The organism is Streptomyces sp. NBC_00223, from assembly GCF_036199905.1.
GTDB lineage: Bacteria > Actinomycetota > Actinomycetes > Streptomycetales > Streptomycetaceae > Actinacidiphila.
This window is the reverse complement of sequence record NZ_CP108109.1, coordinates 3,414,178-3,435,255: the sequence shown is the minus strand read 5'-3', so window position 1 is coordinate 3,435,255 and position 21,078 is coordinate 3,414,178. Positions and strand designations below refer to the sequence as shown.

Annotated in this window: 18 protein-coding genes; 7 read left to right on the top strand and 11 right to left on the bottom strand. The window is 71.8% G+C overall.

Translation table 11 applies throughout. The features are described 5' to 3' along the window. Positions 1-77: 77 nt before the first annotated feature. The gene (locus tag OHA30_RS14330; protein WP_328914227.1) at positions 78-335 is read left to right on the top strand and encodes an acyl carrier protein; all 258 of its coding nucleotides are present in this window, start codon (positions 78-80) and stop codon (positions 333-335) included. Between the two features lie 73 nt (positions 336-408). Here the strand turns inward: OHA30_RS14330 and OHA30_RS14325 are convergent, their stop codons facing one another. The 6 genes from OHA30_RS14325 to OHA30_RS14300 all read right to left on the bottom strand — a co-directional run bounded on the left by OHA30_RS14325 (position 409) and on the right by OHA30_RS14300 (position 6,139). Beyond that, positions 409-1,413 (bottom strand): DUF6081 family protein, encoded by a 1,005-nt coding sequence (locus OHA30_RS14325; RefSeq protein WP_328914226.1) that lies wholly within the window; start codon positions 1,411-1,413, stop codon positions 409-411. Next, the gene (locus tag OHA30_RS14320; protein WP_328914225.1) at positions 1,410-2,489 is read right to left on the bottom strand and encodes an LLM class flavin-dependent oxidoreductase; all 1,080 of its coding nucleotides are present in this window, start codon (positions 2,487-2,489) and stop codon (positions 1,410-1,412) included. The genes OHA30_RS14325 and OHA30_RS14320 overlap by 4 nt, the downstream gene beginning before the upstream one ends. 118 nt (positions 2,490-2,607) lie before the next feature. Then, positions 2,608-3,372 (bottom strand): SDR family NAD(P)-dependent oxidoreductase, encoded by a 765-nt coding sequence (locus tag OHA30_RS14315; protein ID WP_328914224.1) that lies wholly within the window; start codon positions 3,370-3,372, stop codon positions 2,608-2,610. Continuing rightward, positions 3,372-4,157, bottom strand: coding sequence for an SDR family NAD(P)-dependent oxidoreductase (locus OHA30_RS14310; RefSeq protein ID WP_328914223.1), 786 nt, complete (start codon positions 4,155-4,157; stop codon positions 3,372-3,374). Before OHA30_RS14310 ends, OHA30_RS14315 begins: the two co-directional genes overlap by 1 nt. Positions 4,158-4,216: 59 nt before the next feature. Next, the gene (locus tag OHA30_RS14305) at positions 4,217-5,080 is read right to left on the bottom strand and encodes an AfsR/SARP family transcriptional regulator (RefSeq protein ID WP_328914222.1); all 864 of its coding nucleotides are present in this window, start codon (positions 5,078-5,080) and stop codon (positions 4,217-4,219) included. Positions 5,081-5,233: 153 nt separating this feature from the next. Further along, positions 5,234-6,139 carry an MBL fold metallo-hydrolase gene (locus tag OHA30_RS14300; protein WP_328914221.1) on the bottom strand — a complete coding sequence of 302 codons (906 nt, stop codon included), beginning with the start codon at positions 6,137-6,139 and terminating at the stop codon, positions 5,234-5,236. Positions 6,140-6,471: 332 nt separating this feature from the next. On the opposite strand from OHA30_RS14300, the gene OHA30_RS14295 reads away from it, so the two are divergent. Continuing rightward, complete coding sequence (locus OHA30_RS14295) at positions 6,472-7,152, top strand: response regulator transcription factor (RefSeq protein WP_328914220.1); 681 nt, start codon at positions 6,472-6,474, stop codon at positions 7,150-7,152. Here OHA30_RS14295 and soxR read toward each other — a convergent pair. Next, entirely contained in the window at positions 7,149-7,637 is a 489-nt protein-coding gene (soxR, locus tag OHA30_RS14290; protein WP_405785586.1) for a redox-sensitive transcriptional activator SoxR, read from the bottom strand. The genes OHA30_RS14295 and soxR overlap by 4 nt on opposite strands. Positions 7,638-7,693: 56 nt before the next feature. Then, positions 7,694-8,359 carry a DsbA family oxidoreductase gene (locus tag OHA30_RS14285; RefSeq protein WP_328914218.1) on the bottom strand — a complete coding sequence of 222 codons (666 nt, stop codon included), beginning with the start codon at positions 8,357-8,359 and terminating at the stop codon, positions 7,694-7,696. A 397-nt stretch (positions 8,360-8,756) separates the two neighbouring features. Here OHA30_RS14285 and OHA30_RS14280 point away from each other — a divergent pair, with 397 nt between their 5' ends. Next, positions 8,757-9,773 carry a Gfo/Idh/MocA family protein gene (locus OHA30_RS14280; protein WP_328914217.1) on the top strand — a complete coding sequence of 339 codons (1,017 nt, stop codon included), beginning with the start codon at positions 8,757-8,759 and terminating at the stop codon, positions 9,771-9,773. 160 nt (positions 9,774-9,933) lie between these two features. On the opposite strand, the gene OHA30_RS14275 is transcribed toward OHA30_RS14280, so the two are convergent. Both OHA30_RS14275 and OHA30_RS14270 read right to left on the bottom strand, forming a co-directional pair. Then, on the bottom strand, positions 9,934-11,541 hold the full coding sequence (locus OHA30_RS14275; protein WP_328914216.1) for an MDR family MFS transporter: 1,608 nt from the start codon (positions 11,539-11,541) through the stop codon (positions 9,934-9,936). Positions 11,542-11,834: 293 nt separating this feature from the next. Next, the gene (locus OHA30_RS14270) at positions 11,835-13,337 is read right to left on the bottom strand and encodes an NDP-hexose 2,3-dehydratase family protein (RefSeq protein WP_328914215.1); all 1,503 of its coding nucleotides are present in this window, start codon (positions 13,335-13,337) and stop codon (positions 11,835-11,837) included. Positions 13,338-13,476: 139 nt separating this feature from the next. Between OHA30_RS14270 and OHA30_RS14265 the strand changes: the two genes are divergently transcribed. The 3 genes from OHA30_RS14265 (at position 13,477) to OHA30_RS14255 (ending at position 16,617) form a co-directional block, all read left to right on the top strand. After that, positions 13,477-14,613 (top strand): glycosyltransferase, encoded by a 1,137-nt coding sequence (locus OHA30_RS14265; protein WP_328914214.1) that lies wholly within the window; start codon positions 13,477-13,479, stop codon positions 14,611-14,613. Between the two features lie 125 nt (positions 14,614-14,738). After that, entirely contained in the window at positions 14,739-15,374 is a 636-nt protein-coding gene (locus tag OHA30_RS14260; RefSeq protein ID WP_328914213.1) for a hypothetical protein, read from the top strand. Positions 15,375-15,474: 100 nt separating this feature from the next. Then, positions 15,475-16,617: a hydrolase gene (locus OHA30_RS14255; RefSeq protein WP_328914212.1), complete on the top strand. Its 1,143-nt coding sequence runs from the start codon at positions 15,475-15,477 to the stop codon at positions 16,615-16,617. Positions 16,618-16,856: 239 nt separating this feature from the next. Here OHA30_RS14255 and OHA30_RS14250 read toward each other — a convergent pair whose 3' ends face one another. After that, positions 16,857-17,366 carry a flavin reductase family protein gene (locus OHA30_RS14250; RefSeq protein ID WP_328914211.1) on the bottom strand — a complete coding sequence of 170 codons (510 nt, stop codon included), beginning with the start codon at positions 17,364-17,366 and terminating at the stop codon, positions 16,857-16,859. Positions 17,367-17,895: 529 nt separating this feature from the next. Here OHA30_RS14250 and OHA30_RS14245 point away from each other — a divergent pair. Next, positions 17,896-20,793 (top strand): fibronectin type III domain-containing protein, encoded by a 2,898-nt coding sequence (locus OHA30_RS14245; protein ID WP_328914210.1) that lies wholly within the window; start codon positions 17,896-17,898, stop codon positions 20,791-20,793. Positions 20,794-21,078 lie beyond the last annotated feature (285 nt).

Below are 21,078 nucleotides of genomic sequence, written 5' to 3'. Positions count from 1 at the left end.
CCTCGAGCCGCGGGCCGCAGCGTGGTCCGTCGTGACGGTCCCGCGGCTCCGGGACCGTGAGGAGAGGGAGGAAAACCATGGCAGTCCTGGACATCAACGGCCTGCGGCGCATTCTGGTGGCCTGCGCGGGTCAGGACGACGGCGTCGACCTCAGCGGGGACTTCACCGACACCAGCTTCACGGCGCTCGGCTACGACTCGCTGGCGCTCATCGAGACGTCGGCGGTGATGCAGCGCGAGCTCGGGATCGTCCTGTCCGACGAGGAGGTCGCGCTCGCGCAGACACCGGGCGCGCTGCTGGACCTGGTCAACTCGACCGTGGCGGCGACCGGCTGACGCGCACCCGGATCACACGCGGTGGCCGTGGGAGGGCCGACGCCGTCCCTCCCACGGCCACCGCGCCCTGGTCTCAGCCGCCGTCGGGCCGGGGCCTCGGGTAGGCGGTCACGCTCAGCCGGCGGACCCGTAGGCGTACTCCCTGCCCCCACAGTCGGTTCTCGCGCCTGCCGTGCCCGTCCACGTACCCGTGCGGTACCGCTCCCTCGGTCGCCGGCCCTGTGGGGGCGCTCGTGCGCACCAGGGCGCGACCGTCGGGGCCCGCGGCGCCCAGCCAGGTCAACATGCCCAGGCCGAAGGTGAGTTGCCGCGGCGCGGCGTCCACCGGCGCCGACCGCGCCCGGCCGAGAGCCAGGTGCGGTGTGTGGGCCGGCGGGAGCGGGGCGCCTACCGGGTCCACCGTCAGTACGGTCCGGCCGTCCAGGATCCACCGGGCCCGGCGCCGTGCCCGGTCCAGCGCGACCTCCAGCCGGTGGACCTGTTCCGGCGACCGCTCGCCGACGGGCACCGCGTAGGCGAAGGCGTCTCCTCCTCCGTCGCCCGGCAGCCGTTCGTAGACCGCGAAGACCTGCCGGTCGGCCAGGAAGAAGTCGAAGACCGCCCGGGTCTCCCGGTCGAGCACCAGGAACGCGCCGACCGCCAGCCGCGGATCGGTGCCGGGATCGCGTACCGCGTCGCCGAACGGATGCCGCGCCGCCCCGAACACCTGCGCGGACATCTCCACGGAGCCGACCAGCTCCCCGGCGTCCGGCGCGTCGAACCCGGGCAGGCCGCTGGTGGCGGTGTGCGCCACCAGCGCTGCCCATTTGAGGTGGTCGTCCGGTCCGCCCGGGTCACTCGCCCAGGTGAACGCGGGCTCGCCGGTCGTCCCGTCGGTGCCCCGGGACTGTACGACCAGTTCCCGGCCGGTGAGACGCGCGTACCCGTCTCCGTGCGGCAGCCCCCCGACCGGGCGCGTCCGAAGCGCCGGTCCGGTGCCCTCGGCCGGCCGGGCGCATGTCGCGTCGTAGTGGAACAGCCGCGTGCCGTGGGAGCGGGCGGGCATGCCGTCGGACGCTTCGTCGCCGAAGGTGGTCATCGCAGGCCCGCCTTCCTGGCCGCGGGCCGGTTCGACGGCCGGCCCGTGTCCACGCCCGCCAGTTGGAGCGCTTCGGCGGCCGCGGCGAGGATGTGCAGGCGGCCTTCCAGGGAGGTGGCGGCGGCCGAGACCATGATCCCGAGGGTGGTGACGCCGGCGTCGGCGTACGCCCGCATGCGGTCGGCGATCCGTGGAACGGGACCGGCCAGCGCGGTGCGGTCGACGAACTCCGCGGGGACCGCCGCGGCGGCCGCGCCGGTGTCCCCGGCCGCCAGACGCTCCCGCATACGCGCGATGTCCTCGCCGTAGCCCAGGGTACGGGCCAGCGCACAGTAGAAGTTGCGCTCGGGATCGCCGATGCCGAGCAGATAGACGTACTGCCCCCGCAGGGCGTCGATCGCCGTCCGCGGGTCGTCGGCCACCGAGGTGGGCAGGCTCGGCAGTACCTCGAAGCCCGCCATGGACAGGCCGGCCGCACGGCGTCCCGACGTGATGTGGGTCAGCGCGTCGGAGACGGCCTCGGGCGGGGTGAACACCCCCAGCCAGCCGTCCGCGATCCGCCCGGCCAGGTGCAGGGCGCGCGGGCCGACGGCGGCCAGGTAGACCGGTATCCGCGAGCGCGCCCCCTCGGTGAGCAGGTGCAGCGGCGCGCCGTCGTCACCGTCGGCCGGCAGCCGGAAGTACCTGCCCTCGTACGGGACCGGACCGCCGGCCAGCGCGTGCCGCACGATGTCCACGTACTCGCGGGTGCGGCCGAGCGGCCCTTCGAAGGGCACGCCGTACCAGCCGCTCGACACGTCGGGGTTGGACACGCCGAGGCCGAGCCGGAACCGGCCGCCGCTGAGGGCGTCCAGGGTCGCGGCGGTGAGCGCCGCCATGCCCGGCGGCCGGCCGGGGATCTGCATCACGCCGGAGGCCAGCCCGATGGTGCTGGTCGCCCCGGCCACCAGGCCGAGCACTGTGGCGGCGTCGGAGCGGTAGCCCTCGGGTGCGAGGACCACCGCGTATCCGAGCTGTTCGGCGGCGCGGGCGAGTTCGCCCGCGCCTTGGTACACGAGATTCGCTGCGAGTCGCATACGGTTCCTCAGATCGCCGGGAACGGGTGGGAAAGGGGCCTCTGGACTCCGGAGCGCCGGCCCCTGGACCCAGCGGCCCTGACGCCCCTGGGCCCCTGGATCCCGCGGCCCCGGGGCGTCAGAGAAGGTGCGCTCCGCCGTCCACCAGCAGCACCTGCCCGGTGGTGTACGTGGCCGAGACCAGGCCCAGCACGGTCTCGGCGACGTCCTCCGGCGTACCGACCCGCCGCAGCGGCACCTGTTCGCGCACCCGGTCCGCGATCGGCGCGAAGAACGGGTCGTCCCTGGTCCACGGCGTTTCGACCAGCCCGGGCGCGACGGCGTTGACCCGTACCCCGGGGCCGCAGGTGTTGGCCAGCAGCCGGGTCATGTGCTCCACCGCGGCCTTGCTGACCGCGTACGGGATCGAGCTGCCCGCCGGGCGGCTGCCCGCGACGGAGGACACGTTGACCACCGCGCCGTCACCGGTGGCCCGCAGGTGCGGCATGGCGGCCACGGTGGTCTGCCAGGTGCCGAACACGTTCAGGGCGAAGATCTCCCGCCAGAGCGCGGGCGACGCGCCCTCCAGGTCGGCGTGCGGCACCGGCCTGGTCCGGCCCGCGTTGTTGACCAGTACGTCCAGCCGCCCGTAGTGGCCGACGACCCGCTCCACCAGCCGTCGCGCCTCGTCCTCGACGGACACGTCGGCCTGGACGTACACCGCCTCCGGCAGTGCGGCAGCCGTCTTCTCCCCCGCCTCCGCGGACCGCGCCGAGTTGATCACCAGCCGGTACCCGGCGGCGGCGAGCCGGACGGCCACCGCCTTGCCGATGCCCGACGAGGAGCCGGTCACCAGCGCCACGCCCGGGCGCTGCCGGCGGGAGGGTTCCAGTGCGTCGCCCATCAGTAGTTCCCCAGTCCCCCGCAGACGTTGAGCGCCTGCGCGGTGACGGCCGCCGCGTCGTCACGGACGAGGTATTCGACCATCGCGGCCACCTCGTCCACCTGGACGTAGCGCTGGATGGGCACCCGGGCCGTGATCCGGTCGAACGCGTCCTGCTCGGAAACGTTCCAGATGCCCGCGTAGTGCGTCCGCACCTTCTCGGCCATCGGCGTCTCGACGAAGCCGGGGCACACCGCGTTGACGGTGATGCCCGTGGGGGCCAGTTCGAGGCCGAGCGCCTTGGTGAACCCGACCACACCGTGTTTGGAGGCCGAGTAGGGCGCGGCGTGCACCACGCCCTGCTTGCCGCCGGTCGAGGCGATGTTGATGATCCGGCCGCGCGACCTGGCAAGCATGCCGCCCGCGTTGAGGACTTCCTTGGTCATCAGGAAGACGCTGGTGAGATTGGTGCTGATCACGTCGTGCCACAGCTGGTCCGGGATCTCGGCGGTGGTTCCGCCTCCGCTCCGGCCGGCGTTGTTGACCAGGATGTCCACCGGACCGTAGCGGTCCACGGCCGCGGCCACGAAGGATGCGATCTGCGCGGGCTCGGTGACATCGCAGGTGGTGCCGTCGACGTCGTACCCGGCCTCCCGCAACTCCTTGATCCGATCGGTCAGTTCGTCGGCCCCGCGGGCGCACAGGAAGACCCGTGCCCCGCGAGCGGCGAGCCGTTTCGCGATCTCCAGTCCGATCCCGCTGGTCGCCCCGGTCACCAGTGCCACCGGTGTGTACGCCTCCGACATGCTTCCTCCTCGGCCGCTGTCGCTCGGATGCGGGAGCGAGCCTGGCGGTCGGCGCTCGATTACCGATCGACCGCCGCATGAGCCGCCGACCTGCGCCGGCCGCCGTGCGGCTCCGGGCCGTGCGGTTCACGACCGCGCGGTTCCAGGCCGGGGAGTTCCAGACCGGGGTCGCCGGACAGCACCGCCTGGTGGAGGCGCTGCAACCGTGGGGACGGCTCGACGCCCAACTCCTCGTTGAGCGTGCCGCGCAGTTGCCGGAACACGTCGAGTGCCCGCCACGGGCTGCCGGAGCGGTAGAGGGCGATCATCAGCTGGGCGCAGAAGCTCTCCTGCAGCGGGTGCTGCGCGGTGAGCATCCGTAATTCGCTGACCAGGGCGTTGTCCCGGCCCAGCAGCAGATCGGCCTCGATCCGCTGCTCCAGCACCTGTAACCGCTGTTCCTCGATGCCGAGCACCTCGACCCCGAGCACCCGGCCGAGCGGCACGTCGACCAGGGCCGGTTCGCGCCACAGCGCCAGCGCCCGGCCCAGGGTGGCCGACGCGGCCTGCGCGTCGCCGACATCGAGCGCCACGGCGCCTTGGGCCGCGAGCCGCCGGAACTCGTCGAGGTCGTACACGCGCGGCCGGCTCAGCCGGTAGCCGCCGAATACGGTGGACAACACCTCCTTGGCACTGGTCTGCGGCGAGCCGGCCAGTTGCGGCGAGATCTTCCGGCGCAGCTGGAGTATGTACGTCTGAAGCGTCGTCGTGGCGCTGCGGGGTATGTGTTCCCCCCAGATCTCCTCCATCAGTGTCGGTACGCGCACCATGCTTCCGGAGCGCAGAGCCAGCAGGGCGAGCACCTGCCGTGGTTTCCCCGCGCTGGGCACGACGGACACGCCCTGGTAACGGACGGACAGCCCTCCAAGAACTGCGATTTCCACAGCGGAATCCCCTCGTCTCGGCTGCTCGAATACCCGAGAGGATGTCATCGCGGACAACCGGCAAGCCAGTGATTCCGGCACACCGTGCAGGTAAAGGCACACCCATGGGCAGGAATTATTCACATCCCGCCCGGCGGTGTCCTGTGGAATGTTTCAGGCATCGCACCTGGGGTGGCTTCCGCGGAACTCCACCATTTCGGCGAACAGCGCGGTCATGTCCACCGGGGTACCGGCCGGGGCACCGATTTCTTCCAGGTAGGCCCGATGGAGATTCGGTACCAGCCGCTCGGGATCGAGCAGGTGTGTATACGGATTGTCCGTCGCGCGGGCGGCTTCCAGCGGGGTGCGCCCGTGTGCGAGACCGTCCCTGGCCAGGCGTTGCAACCAGCGCAGATATTCCTCGGCGGTGTCGTATACCTCGGGTCCGGAAACCGGTCCGTGACCTGTGACCACAGTGGTCGCGCCAAGCGCCCGCAACTCGTCGACGACACGCAGGGATCCGGCCACCGAACCCATGGGGCAGAACGGTGTGACGCCGGACATCACCACATCCCCGGTGAACACCACGCCCGCGTCCGGCAGCCATACGACAGTGTCCGACGTGGTGTGCCCCGGGCCGAGTTGTAGCAACTCCACCCGTGCGCCGCCGATATGCAGGGTCAGCCGCTCCTGGAATGTCGTCGTGGGCGGGGCGAGAGTGATGTTGCCCCAGTCGACTTCCGGCCACAGGCCGGTCAGGTGCAGGCCGAATTGCAGGACTTCGGCGCGGGTCCCGGCATGACCCACGACCATGGCCTCCGGGAAGACGAAATTACCGAAGGTGTGGTCGCCGTGCGCGTGCGTGTTGATCACCACGCGCGGCGGTTCACCGCACATTTCGATGGTGGCTGCACGCAGTGCGCGGGCGCGTGCTTCGGTCGCGGCGGTGTCGATGAGAACCGGGCCCGCGCCTGCGATAACCCCCGCGTTGTTCAGGCACCACCCGCCGTCCGGCTGAATCCAGGCGAATATCCCGTCGGCCACCCCTTCCAGTCGGGCGACGTGCTCTGCCACGGTCATCTGTCTCTCCCTCTCCTCGGGCCGGCCGGACGCTCGGACGTGCGTTACTCAGGCAAAACTGTGGCCGGTTCCGCTGGAATGACACTCGAGCGCCCGGCATCGGCTTCCCGTTCGGGGCCGAATAGATCGGAAATGCTCGCTATGTTGACCTTTGCTCCAAAAATCGCGATGGCATCACCGTCTCGGGTCTGGCTAAAGTGAGTGCTGAGTGGAGGAAGCTGACCTCGGCCACACAATTGCATGTGACCGGAATGCGCCATCCCGCTCGCCACCACCGGGGACGGCCCTAGCAGTATGGGAAGATGCGTAGTCGACGCCTAGGGGGGAGCTGGATGATCCGCATATTGTTGGCCGAAAAGACACGCATGATCCGAGGCGCGCTGGCCACGTTGCTGGAATTAGAGGAAGATTTTGCGGTGGTGGCGCAGGTGGACCGCGGCAAAAACGTCGTGAGCGCAGCCAAGGAACACCGGCCCGATGTCGCCATCATCGATATCGACCTGCCGGATGTCGACGGGATCACCGTGAGTGCGCGGCTCAAGAGGATTGTTCCCGACTGCAATATTCTGATCCTCACCGCGCTGGCGGATCCGCAGTCACTGCAGTGGGCGCTGGAGGCGCAAGTCAGCGGTTATCTCCTCACGGACACACCGTCCAACGAGTTGGCCGGAGCCGTCCGCAAGGTGGCAACGGGCGAGCGGCTGATCGATCCGCAGGCCGCGCTCGCGGTGTGGCGGAGCATGGGAAATCCGCTGACCCGGCGCGAGACCGACGTCCTGCGACTGGCGGCAGGCGGGGCGGATGTGCTGGAGATCGGCCGCCTCCTGCACCTCGCGAAAGGCACCGTACGCAACTACCTGACCACCGCCGTCGCCAAGCTCAACGCGCGCAATCGGCTGGACGCTGTCCGGATCGCCCAGGAGGCGGGCTGGCTGCGCGGCTTCGACCCCGCCCTGGCGCCGCCACCACCGCCGTTTCCTGCTGAGGACGAGACCGGTGGCCGCGGCCGTTAGGACACGTCCAGGTTCCGCCGGCCGCCGTCGTGATCGGTCCGGTCGTCGTGGTATCCGTCACTGTCGTCCGGGGCCCGTCTGGAGAACAGGCGCTGCGGCCCGGGCCCTTGCGCCCCCAGGTTGTCGTACGGGTTGTTCAACGGGCACGCGGAGACCGACAGGCAGCCGCACCCCATGCAGTCGGTGAGGCTGTCCCGCAGCGTGGTCAGTTCCGCGATGCGTTCCGTCAGGTCGTCGCGCCAGCGCTGGGACAGCTCGGCCCAGTCCTGTGTGGACGGGGTACGCGCGCTGGGCAGCGCGTCCAGTGCGTCGCGCACCACCGACAGGGGGATCCCGAGCCGCTGGGCGACGCGTATGAGGGACACCCTGCGCAGTGTGTCGCGCGCGTACCGGCGCTGGTTGCCGGGGGTCCGACGGCTGCTGATCAGCCCCTTGGACTCGTAGAAGTGCAAGGTGGTGACCGCGACGCCGCAGCGTGCCGCCACCTCGCCCACGGTGAGTTCCGTCGCTGTCGGTGAGGGGCGCCGCACCGGCCGGCCCATCAGGCGCCCGCCCCGCCGCGGCCCGACAGCGCACCTGCCTGCCAGGCCCGTTCCAGCGCGGCCACGAGGTCGTCGACCGACGAGGCGCCCACGGCCACCGGGGATCCGTCGGCGAAGAACGTCGGCACCGAGGTGACGCCCGCCTCGGTGGCCCCGCGCTCGTCGTCGCGGACGTCCTGCCCGTACTCGACCCCCGCCAGCACGGCCGTGGCCCGGTCCGAGGGGAGGCCGACCTCTTCGGCCACCGCGAGCAGCACGCCCCGGTCCGCCACGTTCTCGTGCTCGGCGAAATAGGCCCGGAAGAGCCGGTCCACCGTCTCGGCCGCCAGGCCCTCAGAATCCGCCAGGTGGATCAGCCGGTGGGCGTCGAAGGAGTTCACAGGGCGCAGCCCGGTCATGACCGCGCGGCCGCCCTCCTGCCGGACCAGTCCTTCGATCCGGCCGAACAGTTCGGCCAGGCGCCCGGTGTCCAGACCGTGGTTGGTCTGCATCATCTGCCCCAACTCAGCTCCGGGCAGCCGCGGTTGCTCCGGACGGAGCTCGAAGCTGCGCCACACCGTACGCACCTCGTCGGCGTGCGCGAAGCGCGCCAGGGCGCTCCTCAGCCGCAGATGGCCCAGATAGCACCACGGGCACATCACATCCGCCCACATTTCGACCTTCACCCGGGCTCACTCCTGTGATCGTCGGACGGCTCAGCGCGCTCTGGCCGTGTGCCGCGCTACCTGCATCATGAAACCTCTAGTGCGGTCGAGGTCAAGTCAGCCGTGCCGCTGCGGTACGGCCCGGCGGGAAACCGACGCGGATTCCGCGCCGATCGGACCCGGATTCCCCGCGACTCGACCGCGTCCTCGACCGGGATCCGACCGGCATCCGACCGGGCCTCGGGCCGGTCCCGACCGGGGCTCCAGCCGCGTGCCAGCCGGTACGGCGATCGTCGGGCTGCCACCGGCCGAGCGTCGAGCGCATGAGAGCAAGCGGACAGACGGGCAAGCGGGCAAGCAGACAGGCAGCCAAGGCGATGAGTGCCGTCGACGGGGGACAGCGGATGAGGAGCAGCCGATGAGGGACGTTCTGAGCGAGCCGGTACGGCTGGGGGTGCTCGGATGCGCGGACATCGCCGTACGCCGGCTGCTGCCCGCCGTCGCGGCGACGGACGGGGTGCGGCTGGCAGCGGTGGCCAGCCGCCGTGCGGCCACCGCCGAGGCGGTCACCGGGACCTTCGGCGGTCAGCCCGTCGAGGGCTACGACGCGCTGCTGCGCCGTGACGACATCGACGCCGTGTACGTACCGCTGCCCGCCGCCCTGCACGCGGAGTGGGTCGAACGCGCCCTGCTCGCGGGCAAGCACACGCTGGCGGAAAAGCCCCTCACCACCGACGCGCGGCATACCGCGCGCCTCGTCGGCCTGGCCCGCGCCAAGGGCCTGGTGCTGCGGGAGAACTTCACCTTCGTGCACCACCCCCAGCACGCGCGCGTCCGGCGGCTGGTCGAGGAGGGCGCGATAGGGCGGCCGCTGGCCTTCCAGGCGGCCTTCACCGTACCGCCGCGTCCGCCCGGTGACATCCGCCTGCGGCCGGAACTCGGCGGTGGCGCGCGGTTGGACGTCGGGGTCTACCCGTTGCGAGCGGCGCTGCTGCTGCTCGGCGACGAACTCGGCCTGGTCGGAGCCGCGTTGCACCACGACGAGACGTACGGCGTCGATGTGGGCGGCGCCGCTCTGCTCCGACGGTCGGACGGGGTGACCGCCCAACTCACCTTCGGTATGACGCACATGTACGAAGCCGTGTACCAACTGCTGGGCAGCGAGGGACGGATCACCGTCGACCGTGCCTTCACCACACCGGCCGGCCAACGGCCCGCGGTCACCCTGGAGCGGGCGGGCGGCGTCCGGACACCGGACTGGGAGCCGGCCGACCAGTGGGCGCGCGCGGTGGCGGCGTTCGTACGGGACGTCACCCAGGACGCGGGCACTCCCGGGACGGGGCCGGTGCGGCTGGCCGAACTCCTCGACGAGTTCCGCCCCGCGCCCGCCGGGGCGGCTCGGTCGCCGCAGCACGGACAGGCGGCGGAGTTCTAGCAACCTGACCGGCCTGACCGCCCCGACCGCCCCACCCGGCCCACCCGGCCCACCCGGTTCGGAAGGCCGGGCAGGGCCGGAAGGGGAGGGCGGGCAGAAGCCGTGTCCGTGACCAGACACGGGGGAGATCACGGACACGGCGGTCAGGGGCGTGCGTCCGTCAGGCCGCGGGCCTGCGCTGCTGGACGAAGAGCGCCAGCAGCACGCCCACGATCAGCAGGGCCGCGCTGAGCAGGTAGACGTCGCCGATCGCCTTCGTCATCGCTTCGAGCAGCGGGTGGGCCAGCCGTACGTCGGCGTGGTCGAGGAACGAGGTGTCGTTGAGGTTGATGCTGCCGTCGGACCCCTTGAGCAGCACCTGGTTGGCGGCCTGGGAGGTGATCGCCGGGTCCTGCGCGGCGGCCCGGAAGGCCGCGGTGGTCTGCGCGTGCTGGTACTCGTCCGCCACCCGGCCGCTGACCGTGCCGAAGAACACCGCGAGGAACACCGACGCTCCCGCCGTGCTGCCGATCTGCCGGAAGAAGGTGTACGAGGAGATGGCGGCGCCCATGTTCTGCGGTGCGGCGCTGCGCTGGATCGCCACCAGCATCACCTGCCAGGAGAAGCCGACGCCGACGCCCATGATCAGGGTCGCGCCGCCGGTCTGCCACAGCGCGGTGCCGACCTCGGTTGTGCTCAGCCACCACGAGGCGATCGCCATCAGGACGACACCGGTCACGATGACGATCTTGTAGTTGCCGGTCTTGGCGACGTACGGGCCGGCCACCCGGCCGGACACCACGATGCCGACGGTCTGAGGCAGCAGCATCAGCCCCGCCTGCGTGGGCGACAGGCCGCGGACGATCTGCAGGTACATCGGCAGCACGGTCAATACGCCGAACACCCCCATGCCGACGACCACGTTGACCGCGTTGACCAGGGTGAACACCCGGTCCTTGAACAGGCTCAGCGGCAGCAGCGCCGACTCGCCGGCCCGGCGCTGCGCGAGCACGAACAGGACGAGGCCGACCGCGCCGACGGCGAACAGGGCCACGACCCTGCCGGAGCCCCAGCCCCAGCTGCGGCCCTGTTCGGCGGCGACCAGCAGCGGCACCACGCAGACCACCAGGGTGATCAGACCGAGCACATCTGTCCGCTTGGACACTCCCTGTGGCCTGGGCAGCCGCAGCAGCAGGCCGACCAGCAGCATCGCGGCCAGCGCGATCGGGACGTTGATGAAGAACACCCAGCGCCAGCCGGCCGCGCCGGCGAAGCTGTGCATCCCGGCGAACCAGCCGCCCACCACCGGCCCCACGACCGCGGAGACGCCGAACACCGCCCCGAACCACGCCTGGTACGACGTGCGCTGCGGCATCGGCACGAGGTCCGCGAGGATGGTGAAGGCCAGGCTCATGAGACCGCCCGCGCCGACGCCCTGGATCCCGCGGGCCGCGGTCAGCTCCCACATCGACTGGGCGAGCCCGGCGAGTACCGAGCCGACCAGGAAGATGGAGACAGCGGTGAGATAGATCGGCCGGCGGCCGTGGATGTCGGAGAACTTTCCGTACAGCGCCGTGGAGATGACCGACGTGATCAGATAGACGGTGGTCACCCAGACCTGTTCGGTGAGCCCGTGCAGGTCGTCGGTGATGGTGCGCATCGCGGTCGAGACCACGGTCTGGTCGAGCGAGGACAGGAACATCCCCAGCATCAGACCTAAGAGGATCAGCCCGACAGGCGGCTTGCTGCCGACCTCTCCCGGCGCCTCCGGTTTGGCTATGTCAGTCATCGAGGTACCCCCTGGCCAGGCCACATCTCGCAGTGGTCGGTAGGTCATCGGTCGGTAGGTGATCGGTCGGACTTTCGACCTCGCTCGCCACTGTGCAACCTCTACCTAAGTCGAGGTCAAGCGCGGCCGTCGCCGGCCGGGACGGCCAAGGGGGTTCCGGGCCGTCGCAGAGGCCGTGGCCATCGTGGTGACACCGGTCGCGGTGGCCCCGCCACTCGCCACGGGCCCGGTCCCGGTGGCCCCGCCGCTCACCACGGGCCCGGTCACCACGGGCCCGTTCGCGCCGTCCCGATCTACCACAAGGTGGCCAGGCAGGCGAGGAGCGTGCGCGCCTGGACGTTCACATTGGCGCTGTGCCGCAGCAGTTGGGCCGCCTGGTGCACGGCGAGCCAGCAGTAGTCGGGCGGGAGCGCGGGCACCGCCTCGCGGTCCACGTCCACCACCACGTACCGGGTCACGGCCTGGTCGAACCGCCCGCCCTCCTCGGAGAGCAGCACGTCGAACCGGCGGCGCTCCCTCGGCGCGGACACCAGCAGGTCGAGGAACGGCATCCGGTGGGGCGGCAGTTCGCCGTCCGGCTCCTCCGGGTGGTACATCACGGTCGGCGCCAGCTCGGCGACGTTGAGGGTGCCGGACTCGGCGCGGGCCTGGAACAGCGCGTGCAGCACCCCGCCGAAGCGGGCCGTGAGCAGCCCGGCGAAGCCGGTCGCCGACGGTGCGAGCAGCGGCTGCCCCCACGCGGCCACCTCCCGGTTGCCCGCCCGTACGTCCACCGCGACCACGGAGAAGTACCGGCCGTCCTCGCGCCGTATCGCGTCAGGGGTGATCCGCCACCCGTCGGCGGCGGTCTCGGCCAGCGGGATCCGCAGTTGCCGCAGCTCGCGCCTGGCCCGGGCGGCGGTCAGCCAGCTCAGCACCTCCGGCATGCTGTGCAGCGCGCCGTTCGCCGGCGCCATGGACCGGCGCAGCGCCTCCTCGAACACGCCGCCGCGGTGCGGCCGCACGGGCAGTTCGTCGTCAGTGACGATCGGCAGCGAGGCCAGCACGGTCCGCGCGTCCATGTTCACCAGGTTGGGGACGTGCAGCAGCCGGTTCAGCTGGCCCAGCGTCAGCCATCGGAAGCCGTCGTGCAGCGGGACGTCCTCCTGTGTGAGGACGACGACGTTGCGGTTGCGCTTGCGCAGGAACCAGGTGCCCTGCTCGGACTGGAGCACGTCGGCGAGCGCGACGCCCCGGCCCGGCTCGACGAAGTACTCCAGGTACGGCACCGGCCGCCCCCGGTGCACCCCGGTGTAGTTGCTCCGGGTGGCCTGCACGGTCGGCGACAGCTGGAGGGGCCCGACGTTCCCCGGCTCCATCTTGGCCTGCATCAGGCAGTACAGGACGCCGTCGAACTCCTTCATCAGGATGCCGAGCACCCCGATCTCCGGCTGTACGATGATCGGCTGGGTCCACGACGTGACGGGCCCGTCGTCCCGGTACACCCGCATGCCCTCGACGGTGAAGAACTTGCCGGACACATGGCCGAGGTTGCCGGTGTCCGGGTCGAATCCCCAGCCGCCCAGCGAGGCGAAGTCCACCCGGGTCGTGACGTACTTGTAGGCGCGTTCCTGCTCCTCGAACCAGGCGCGGAACGAGCCGGGAGCCACCTTCGAGCCGGATGCCGGGCCGTGCGCCGGGGACGCCGGGCGCGTCGAGGACGCCGATGCGGCGAGCCGGCGGGCGATGTCGGGAGGGTGGCCGTCCGGCGTCACGGCCGTCCGCAGGCGGTCAGGGGTCAAGGGGATCTGCGCCATGGTCCACACGTCTCCTGTCCTCGTGGCGTGCGTGGGTCACGTGGCTTGCGCGACCTCGGTCACCATCCGCGTCGCAACTCAAGGTGCCCTTGGGCACCGCTCAAGGCGTTCTCCATTGGCCCCGCCTAGCGTCCGGGCCATGAGATTCCTGTTTGTTTCCGGAGGCAGCGCCGGAGCGGTCTTCCCGATCACTCCGCTCGCGCTGGCCGCACGCAACGCGGGCCACCAGGTACTTGTGGGCGCCACCGAGAACGTCATGCCGCTGGTGGCCGCCAGCGCGCTGCCGGGTGTGCCCCTCACCCCGAGGACGATGTTCGACTTCATGCAGCGGGACCGGCACGGCACCGCGATGGAGATCCCGAAGGATCCGCACGAGCGGAATCTCTTCAACGGGCGCGGCATGGCCCGGCTGGCCGTCGGCAGCCTCGAAGGACTGGTGCCGCTCATCGAACGGTGGCGGCCCGACGTCATCGTCGGCGGCGCGCTGTCCTACGCGGCTCCCCTGGTCGCCCACCGGTTCGGCATCCCGTGGGCGAGGCACGCGCTCAACATGGGCGAGCCGGCCGTCATCGACCTGTCGGCGGCGGCCGAACTGGCTCCGGAGCTGGAGAACCTGGGGCTCTCGGAGCTGCCCGGTCCTGACATGTTCATCGACATCTGCCCGCCGAGCGTGCGCCGACCGGACGCGCCCGACGCCCAGTTCATGCGGTACGTGCCGTTCAACACCCACCGCGCGACCGAGCCGTGGATGTACACCAGGAGCGGCGACCGCCCGCGGGTGTGCGTGTCGGCCGGCAGCCGGGTCACCGCGGACTACGAGTTCGACGCCCTCAAGGCCCTGGTGCGGAAAGTGGCTGCGTTCGACGTCGAACTGCTGGTCGCCGCGCCGCAGGACATGGCAGACGCGCTCAAGGACGACCTGCCGGCCGATGTACGCGCCGGGTGGCTGCCGCTCGACCTCGTCATCAGTACCTGCGACGTGCTGATCCACCGCGCCGGCGGCAACACCATGCTGAGCGCTGTGGTAGCGGGGGTACCGCAGTTGCTCATCCCCGCGATGCCCAAACAGGTCGACATGTGCCGGCGCCTCACCGACTTCGGCGCGTCGATCCTGCTGCTCGGCGAGGAGGACACCGCGGAGAACATCGCCAAGGCGGCGGACGAACTGCTCGCCGACCCCTCGTACCGCGAGCGGACCCAGGTGCTGAGCAAGGAGGTCGGGTCCCTGCCGACGTCGCACGAGGTCGTGGACGCGCTGACGGGGCTGGCGGGTTGACCGTGGCGGGCGGCGGCCGGCTCACCGGCTCCGGCGGGTCCACGGGGGCGACCCCGTCCGACGGGTCCACCGGGCCCACCAGGTCCCGTGGGTCCGACGGGCCCGAGCAGACGGTCACGCGGTCCGTGGCCCTCGACTGCCGGGTGGACGTCGATCAGGAGCCGGCCCCGCACGTCATCCCGTACACGCTCGACTTCACGGTCCGGGTCCTCGGCGGGTCCGACCGGGGCCCGGGCCCCACGGTCGTGGTGGCCGCCGCGCCGATCAGCTTCGACCCGCGGTTCAGCACCCGGATCCGGGACGTGTGGTTCGCGCTCACGGTCACCGGCCGGCCGGGCGGCCTCGTCCACGCACTGTCCGGCGGCGCGCGGCTCGGCGCCGCACCGCCGCGGGTGGTGCGCGGCGGAGAGGGCCCGGCGGGGCAGCGGCTGACCCTGCACGCGGCCGGCCCGTTCCGCCCGGGGGAGCCCTTCACGCTGCCGGCCATCACGCTGTCGGCGGCGGAACCCGGGCAGGCGGACAGCCGGCCGGCGGCGGCCCGGGCGGCCCCCGGGGTGCTGGAGGTCCGGCTCGCGGGCAGCTCCTTCGCGGACGCGGGCTGGGGCTACCGCTTCGAGCACACCGGCACCGGCCTCAGCGGCACCGTACGGGGGTTCCCGCACCACCCGGAGGCGGGCCTGCTGGGCCGTACGGAACCTCCTGCCGGACCGCGTACGGAACGGCGTACCGAGCCCCGTACGGAACCACGGCCCCCGCCCTGAGGCGACCCCACCGCGCACACCCGTCGCCGGCCCGCCCCGAACCGCACACCCGGCCCCCGCAGGGACCGTCCCACGCGCCCGCCGGAACACCACACAGACCGTGCAACACCACGCAGAGGAGATGCTGGGCATGTCCATGAGTGAGCCGGCCGCCACCGGCCTGACGGCCAAGGCGGAATCCGTCGCGAAGCTCGCCTTCGAGCGGGCGATGGCGGCCGAGCGTGCCAGACAGCTCTCGCCCGAGGTGATCGAGGCCGTCGTCGACGCCGGCTTCGCCCGCCACTTCGTCCCCGCCCGCTGGGGCGGCGACGACGGGACGTTCACCGACGCCCTCTCGGCCGTCGCCGCCGTGGGCCAGGGCTGCACGTCGGCCGCGTGGTGCGCCTCGCTCACCGCGAGCCTCGGCCGGATGGCTTCGTACCTGCCCGACGAGGGCCAGGGCGAGCTGTGGGCGGACGGTCCCGACACCGTGGTGGTGGGCGGCCTGATGCCGACCGGGCTCGCCGAACGGGTGCCGGGCGGCTGGACATTGAGCGGTCGCTGGTCCTACGTCAGCCTCGCCGACGCCTCCGCGTGGGCCCTGCTGTGCGGCGTCGCGGAAGGGGACGAACTGCGGTTCTTCGCCGTGCCGCGCGAGCAGTACCGGATCGAGGACACCTGGCGCAGCGTCGGCATGCGCGCGACCGGCAGCAACTCGGTAAGTGTCACCGGCCTGTTCGTGCCGGAATCCCGCAGCGTCTCCCGGGCCGCGCTGGACCGGGGGCAGGCCCCGCACCCGGACGCCGTCTGCCGACGCGTACCGCTGAGGGCCGTCAACTGCCTGTCGTTCGCCGCCCCGATCGTCGGCGCGGGGCAGGGCGCGCTGCGGGTGTGGACGGAGGAGACGGCCCGCCGCGCGGCGCCCGCCGACAACGCGTGGTCCGCGGACGTCCTGGCCCGTACGTCCGGTGAACTCGACGCCGCCTGGCTGCTCCTCGAACGCGCCGCCCGGAGCGCGGACGCCCTGCTCGTCTCGTCCTGGCACATCGCCCGCAGCACCCGGGACTGCGCCTTCGGGGCCGATGCCGCCGTACAGGCCGTGACCCGGCTCCTGCGTGCCTCCGGCACCGGAGCGCAGGACGAGAGCGCGCCTTTGCAGCGGATGTGGCGGGACGTCACCGCCGCCGACACGCATCTGGTGCTGCGCTGGGACGCGGCGGCGACGGCCTTCGCCCGTCAGGCGCTGCTGACGTCCGGCGGCTGACGACGACGGGCCCGCCCCCCATGGCAGGCCCGGAAGCCGGGCACACGGCGGGACCGACCCCGCGGGACGGACGGCTCGCAGACCGGCGGCTCAGGGACCGGCGACCCGACGACCGGCGCCGCGGGGACGAGCCCTGACCAGGGCGCCCGAACGGCGGCACTCCCCGTCCTCTGCCGGACGGGCACTGCCGCCGCGTCATGGGCCGCGGTGTCACATGCCGTCGGCCGGCGGGACTCGCGTCACCGCCGGGCCTGAGGCTCCTGGGCGCGGTCCGTCCAGATGTCGAACCTCCCGCGCTGGTGGAGCAGGGGTTGCCGGGGGAAGACCGAGACCTCCTCGACCCGGCCGATGAAGATCCAGTGGTCGCCCGCCTCGACGGTCTGCTCAACCGAGCATTCGGCGCAGGCGAGCGCGACGTCGGTCAGCAGCGGCGCGCCGCCGGCCCAGGAGGAGGGCAGCCACGGCACCCCGGCGAACTTGCGGACGGAACTGCTCGCGAAGAGCCGGGCGATGTCCTGACCGCCCGCGGCGAGCACATTGACGACGAAGCCCTCGGACGTCATGAGCGCGTTGAGCGTCCGGGACGCCTTGTCCACGCAGACCAGCAGCAGGGGCGGGTCCATGGAGACCGCCGACACCGCGCTGCAGGTCAGCCCGCGCGGTTCGCCGCGCTCCATCGCCGTCACGATCGAGACCGCGGTCGGAAACATGCCGAACATCTCCCGAAAAGTGGCCGACTCCACTGCCATGCCGCCTCACCGGTTCCCTTCGTCAGCCGCGCCCGTCGTACGAACCGAGGTGAGGTTCTCCGCCGGCCCTGGAACCCCGGTGGACCCCGGCTGGAGACCGAGGGGGACGGCTGCCGACCTGCGGCGGGGCGAGGAGGGGCCCCGCGTAAGGCGGCGCGCCTGGCCCGAGAAGGCCGGCTCGCACAGGCGGCGGACGCACTTGAGGAAGCCGCCACGCGAGCGGTCGTGCGCGTCCGGCTGCCCGCGTCGCCGGGGCACCGATCCAATCGGCAGCCTCGTCCCCACCCGTACCCGTCCGGGACCCCGCCGCCGGTACCGGCCACCACGCCGACCACCCGGAGGGCTCCCGAGAGCGGCGACCGTCAACCGGGCGTCAGGACCGTGCAGTTCGGCCGACCGGGCGACCCGCGGGCCGACGAACCGGCTTATGTTTCAGGTCGTACACAAGTTCGCCATACAACCTCCTCACGGCCGCCATCTCTGCCACGATCCCCGGGTCAGCTCCGTCCACGGAAGGACCGCCGCTCACATGGGCATGCGCCAACTGCTCTGGCCCGCTGCGGTCGCCGCCGCGCTGCTGGCCGGTACCCTCCAGGGCGCGCCGCCTCGTGCCGCCGTACCCGTCGCCGCCGCGCCCGTCGCCTCGGTGACCTGCGCCGCCGGGGTCTGGAAGGCGAGCTACTACGCCAACAAGAAGTTCAGCGGCACCCCGAAGAAGTCGCTGTGCGACACCTCGATCAAGAAGAACTGGGGCAGCGGCCACCCCGTCGGTATCGCGCTGCCGAACAACAACTTCTCCGTCCGCTGGACCATGAAGCGCGACTTCGGCGGCGGCGGGCCCTTCAACCTTTCCGTCGCCGGCCAGGACGGGATCCGGGTCTGGATCGACAGCAAGCGGTACATCAATCTGTGGCGGGACTACAGCTCCACCCAGCGCAAGACCGTACGGGTCATCGTCCCCGCCGGCTCGCACACCCTCCGGGTCGACTACTTCGCCGCCACCGGCAAGGCCAATGTGAGCGTGGGGCTTGCCCCGGCCACCACCAGCGACCGGACCGCACCCGCCGCGCCGACCGCCGTCAAGGCCGTCCGCGGGGACACGAAGGCGTCGCTGAGCTGGTCCCGCAACGTCGAGGCCGACCTCGCGGGCTACCGTGTCTACCGCAACACCAGCCTGCCGGTCCCGCTGAACACCTCGCACCGGATCAGCGGCAGCAAGCCGCGCACCAGTAACTCCTTCTCAGCGAGCGGGCTGCACAACGGCACCAAGTACTGGTTCGTGATCACCGGTGTCGACCGCAGCGGCAACCAGTCGCGTGCCTCGGCCTCGGTCGGCGCCGTGCCCGCCGACACCACCGCGCCGCGGCCACCGACCGATCTGGACGTGGACACCTACCCGGAAGAGAACGCTCTGACCTGGGCGCCCAGCCAGGACGATGTCGTGGGCGATGTCGTCGGCTACCACGTCTACCGGTCGCTGTCCGCCACCGGGCCCTGGACCAGGCTCACCACCGCGCCGGTGGCCATGAACCTCTTCCACGACGCCAAGGCACCGATCGGCGTCCGGGCGTACTACCGCGTGACCGCTGTGGACGAGGCCAAAAACGAGTCCACCCCCGCGTCGGCCAGCGGTACCCGCCCTGACGACGGCAGCGTCACACCGCCGGTGCCCACCGGGCTGAAGGCGACCGCGGCCACCGGCGGCATCACCCTGGGCTGGGGCGACAACCCGGCCGGCAGCGGCGCCCACGGCTACAACGTCTACCGCTCCACCGCCGCGGCCGGAACGTACACCAGGCTCACCGCCACGCCGATCACCGCCCCGCAGTACCAGGACAGCCAGGCGCCGGTCGGCAGCGTCGCCTACTACCGCGTCACCGCGGTGAGCAAGCCGGACATCTTCGGTGTCCGCCACGAGTCGGCCCCCGCGCAGACCTCGGCCACCAGGCCGGTTCCGCCGGACATCACGCCACCGCCGGCGCCCACCGGCGCCCAGGCCGTCCTCAACTACGCGAAGACCCAGGTTTCGGTGCGCTGGGACCCGCCCACCGACACGGACACCGTACGGTTCGAACTCCGCCGTTACCTCAAGGACGGCACCGTCCAGCAGGTCGCGTTGTCCTCGCCGCTCTTCGCGGGCTACGGGGACAGGGCACCCGACGCCGCTTCCGTCGACTCCTACCTGATCAGTGCGTTCGACGCCGCCGGCAATCGGAGTGACACCAGGGTGTACGTCCGGTGGGACTCCGACGCCCCGCCGGCCGCACCCACCGGGCTGACCGTGACCCCCGACACGTCGGGTGTCGCCCTCCACTGGTCGGGCAACACCGAGTCCGATCTCAAGGCATACCACGTGCTGCGCCGCGACGCCCCGGACGCGGGCTACGCCGAGATCGCCTCGGTTCCGGCCGGCACCACCGCCTGGCTGGACTCCTTGCCGCCGTTGCACACCGAGCTCGGCTACGAGGTGGTGGCCGAGGACAAGGGCGGGCACCGCGGCCCCCCCTCCCAGCCGGTCTTCACCACCGCGCTGGACACCCGGCCACCGGCGGCCCCGAGCGTCGCCCGGACCGCCGTCCAGGGCCAGGCGATCGTCGTCACCTGGGACGCGTCACCGACCCCCGACGTGGCCGGCTACCGGGTCTACCAGTCGGTGGACAGCACGGACGGCTACGCCCTGGTGGCCGAACTGGTCAAGGAGCAGCGGAGCTGGACCGACAATGACGCCGCGCCCGGCCTCTCCGCCCTCTACGTGGTCACGGCCGTGGACTATTCGGGCAACGAGTCCAAGAGTTCCAGCCCGGGTGAGGCCGTCCGCCCCTACCCGGTCGGCGTGGCCGTCCCCGCCCGTGCCACCACGTTGGCCTCCGCCATTGTCGACAAGGGCGTCCGGCTGGACTGGGTGGCGAGCACGACCCCCGAGGCGGCCGGATACCTCGTCTACCGCTCACGCGACGCCGTCGGCGTCGCGGTCGCCGACAACCTGCTGACCCCGACGCCCGTGACCGCGACCACCTTCACCGACCCGGCAGGCCGTACCGCCCCGCGCTGGTACTACGCGGTGGTGACGGTCGACGGGTCCGGCACCCGGTCGCTTCCGGCCACCGTGCGGCAGGACATCGACCTCCAGGCCCCGCCGATGCCCTCCCGGCTGTCGGCGGGACTTCACACGCCTCCGGGCTACCTCGAGATCCAGTGGGACAACGCGATCGCTCCCGGCTCGGACACCGTCGGCTACCTGGTCCACTGGTCCGCGACCTTGGCCGGCCCCTACACCCCGCTGACCCCGGGGCTGCTGGTGCCCACCGGCCCGTACGGCACCTTCCGGATCGACTCGCCGCCGACCGGCTGGTCCTTCTTCCAGGTCATCGCCGTGGACGCGGTCGGCAACCAGTCGGCTCCCGCGACCGCCCAGGCGCACGTGTAACGACAGCGGCGCCCGGCCCGACCAGGGCGCCGCGCCCACAGTGGCGCGGCGCCCCGGGCGGAGGCATGGACGGCGGCCTGGACGGCCGGCAGGGGGTGCGCCGGGCTCAGGCCCAAGAGCCGTGCGTGGTCCAGGAGCAATCACCTGACCTTCCCCTGCCTCGCTGCCGCCATCCGCTGGAGCAAACGGTCCGTCAGTCTCTCAACATGTCGCGGACACCGTCTTATTGACGCTGCATATCCGCAGTGATTCACTGCGTGCCTGAGAGCGCTCTCTGCGGCTGAG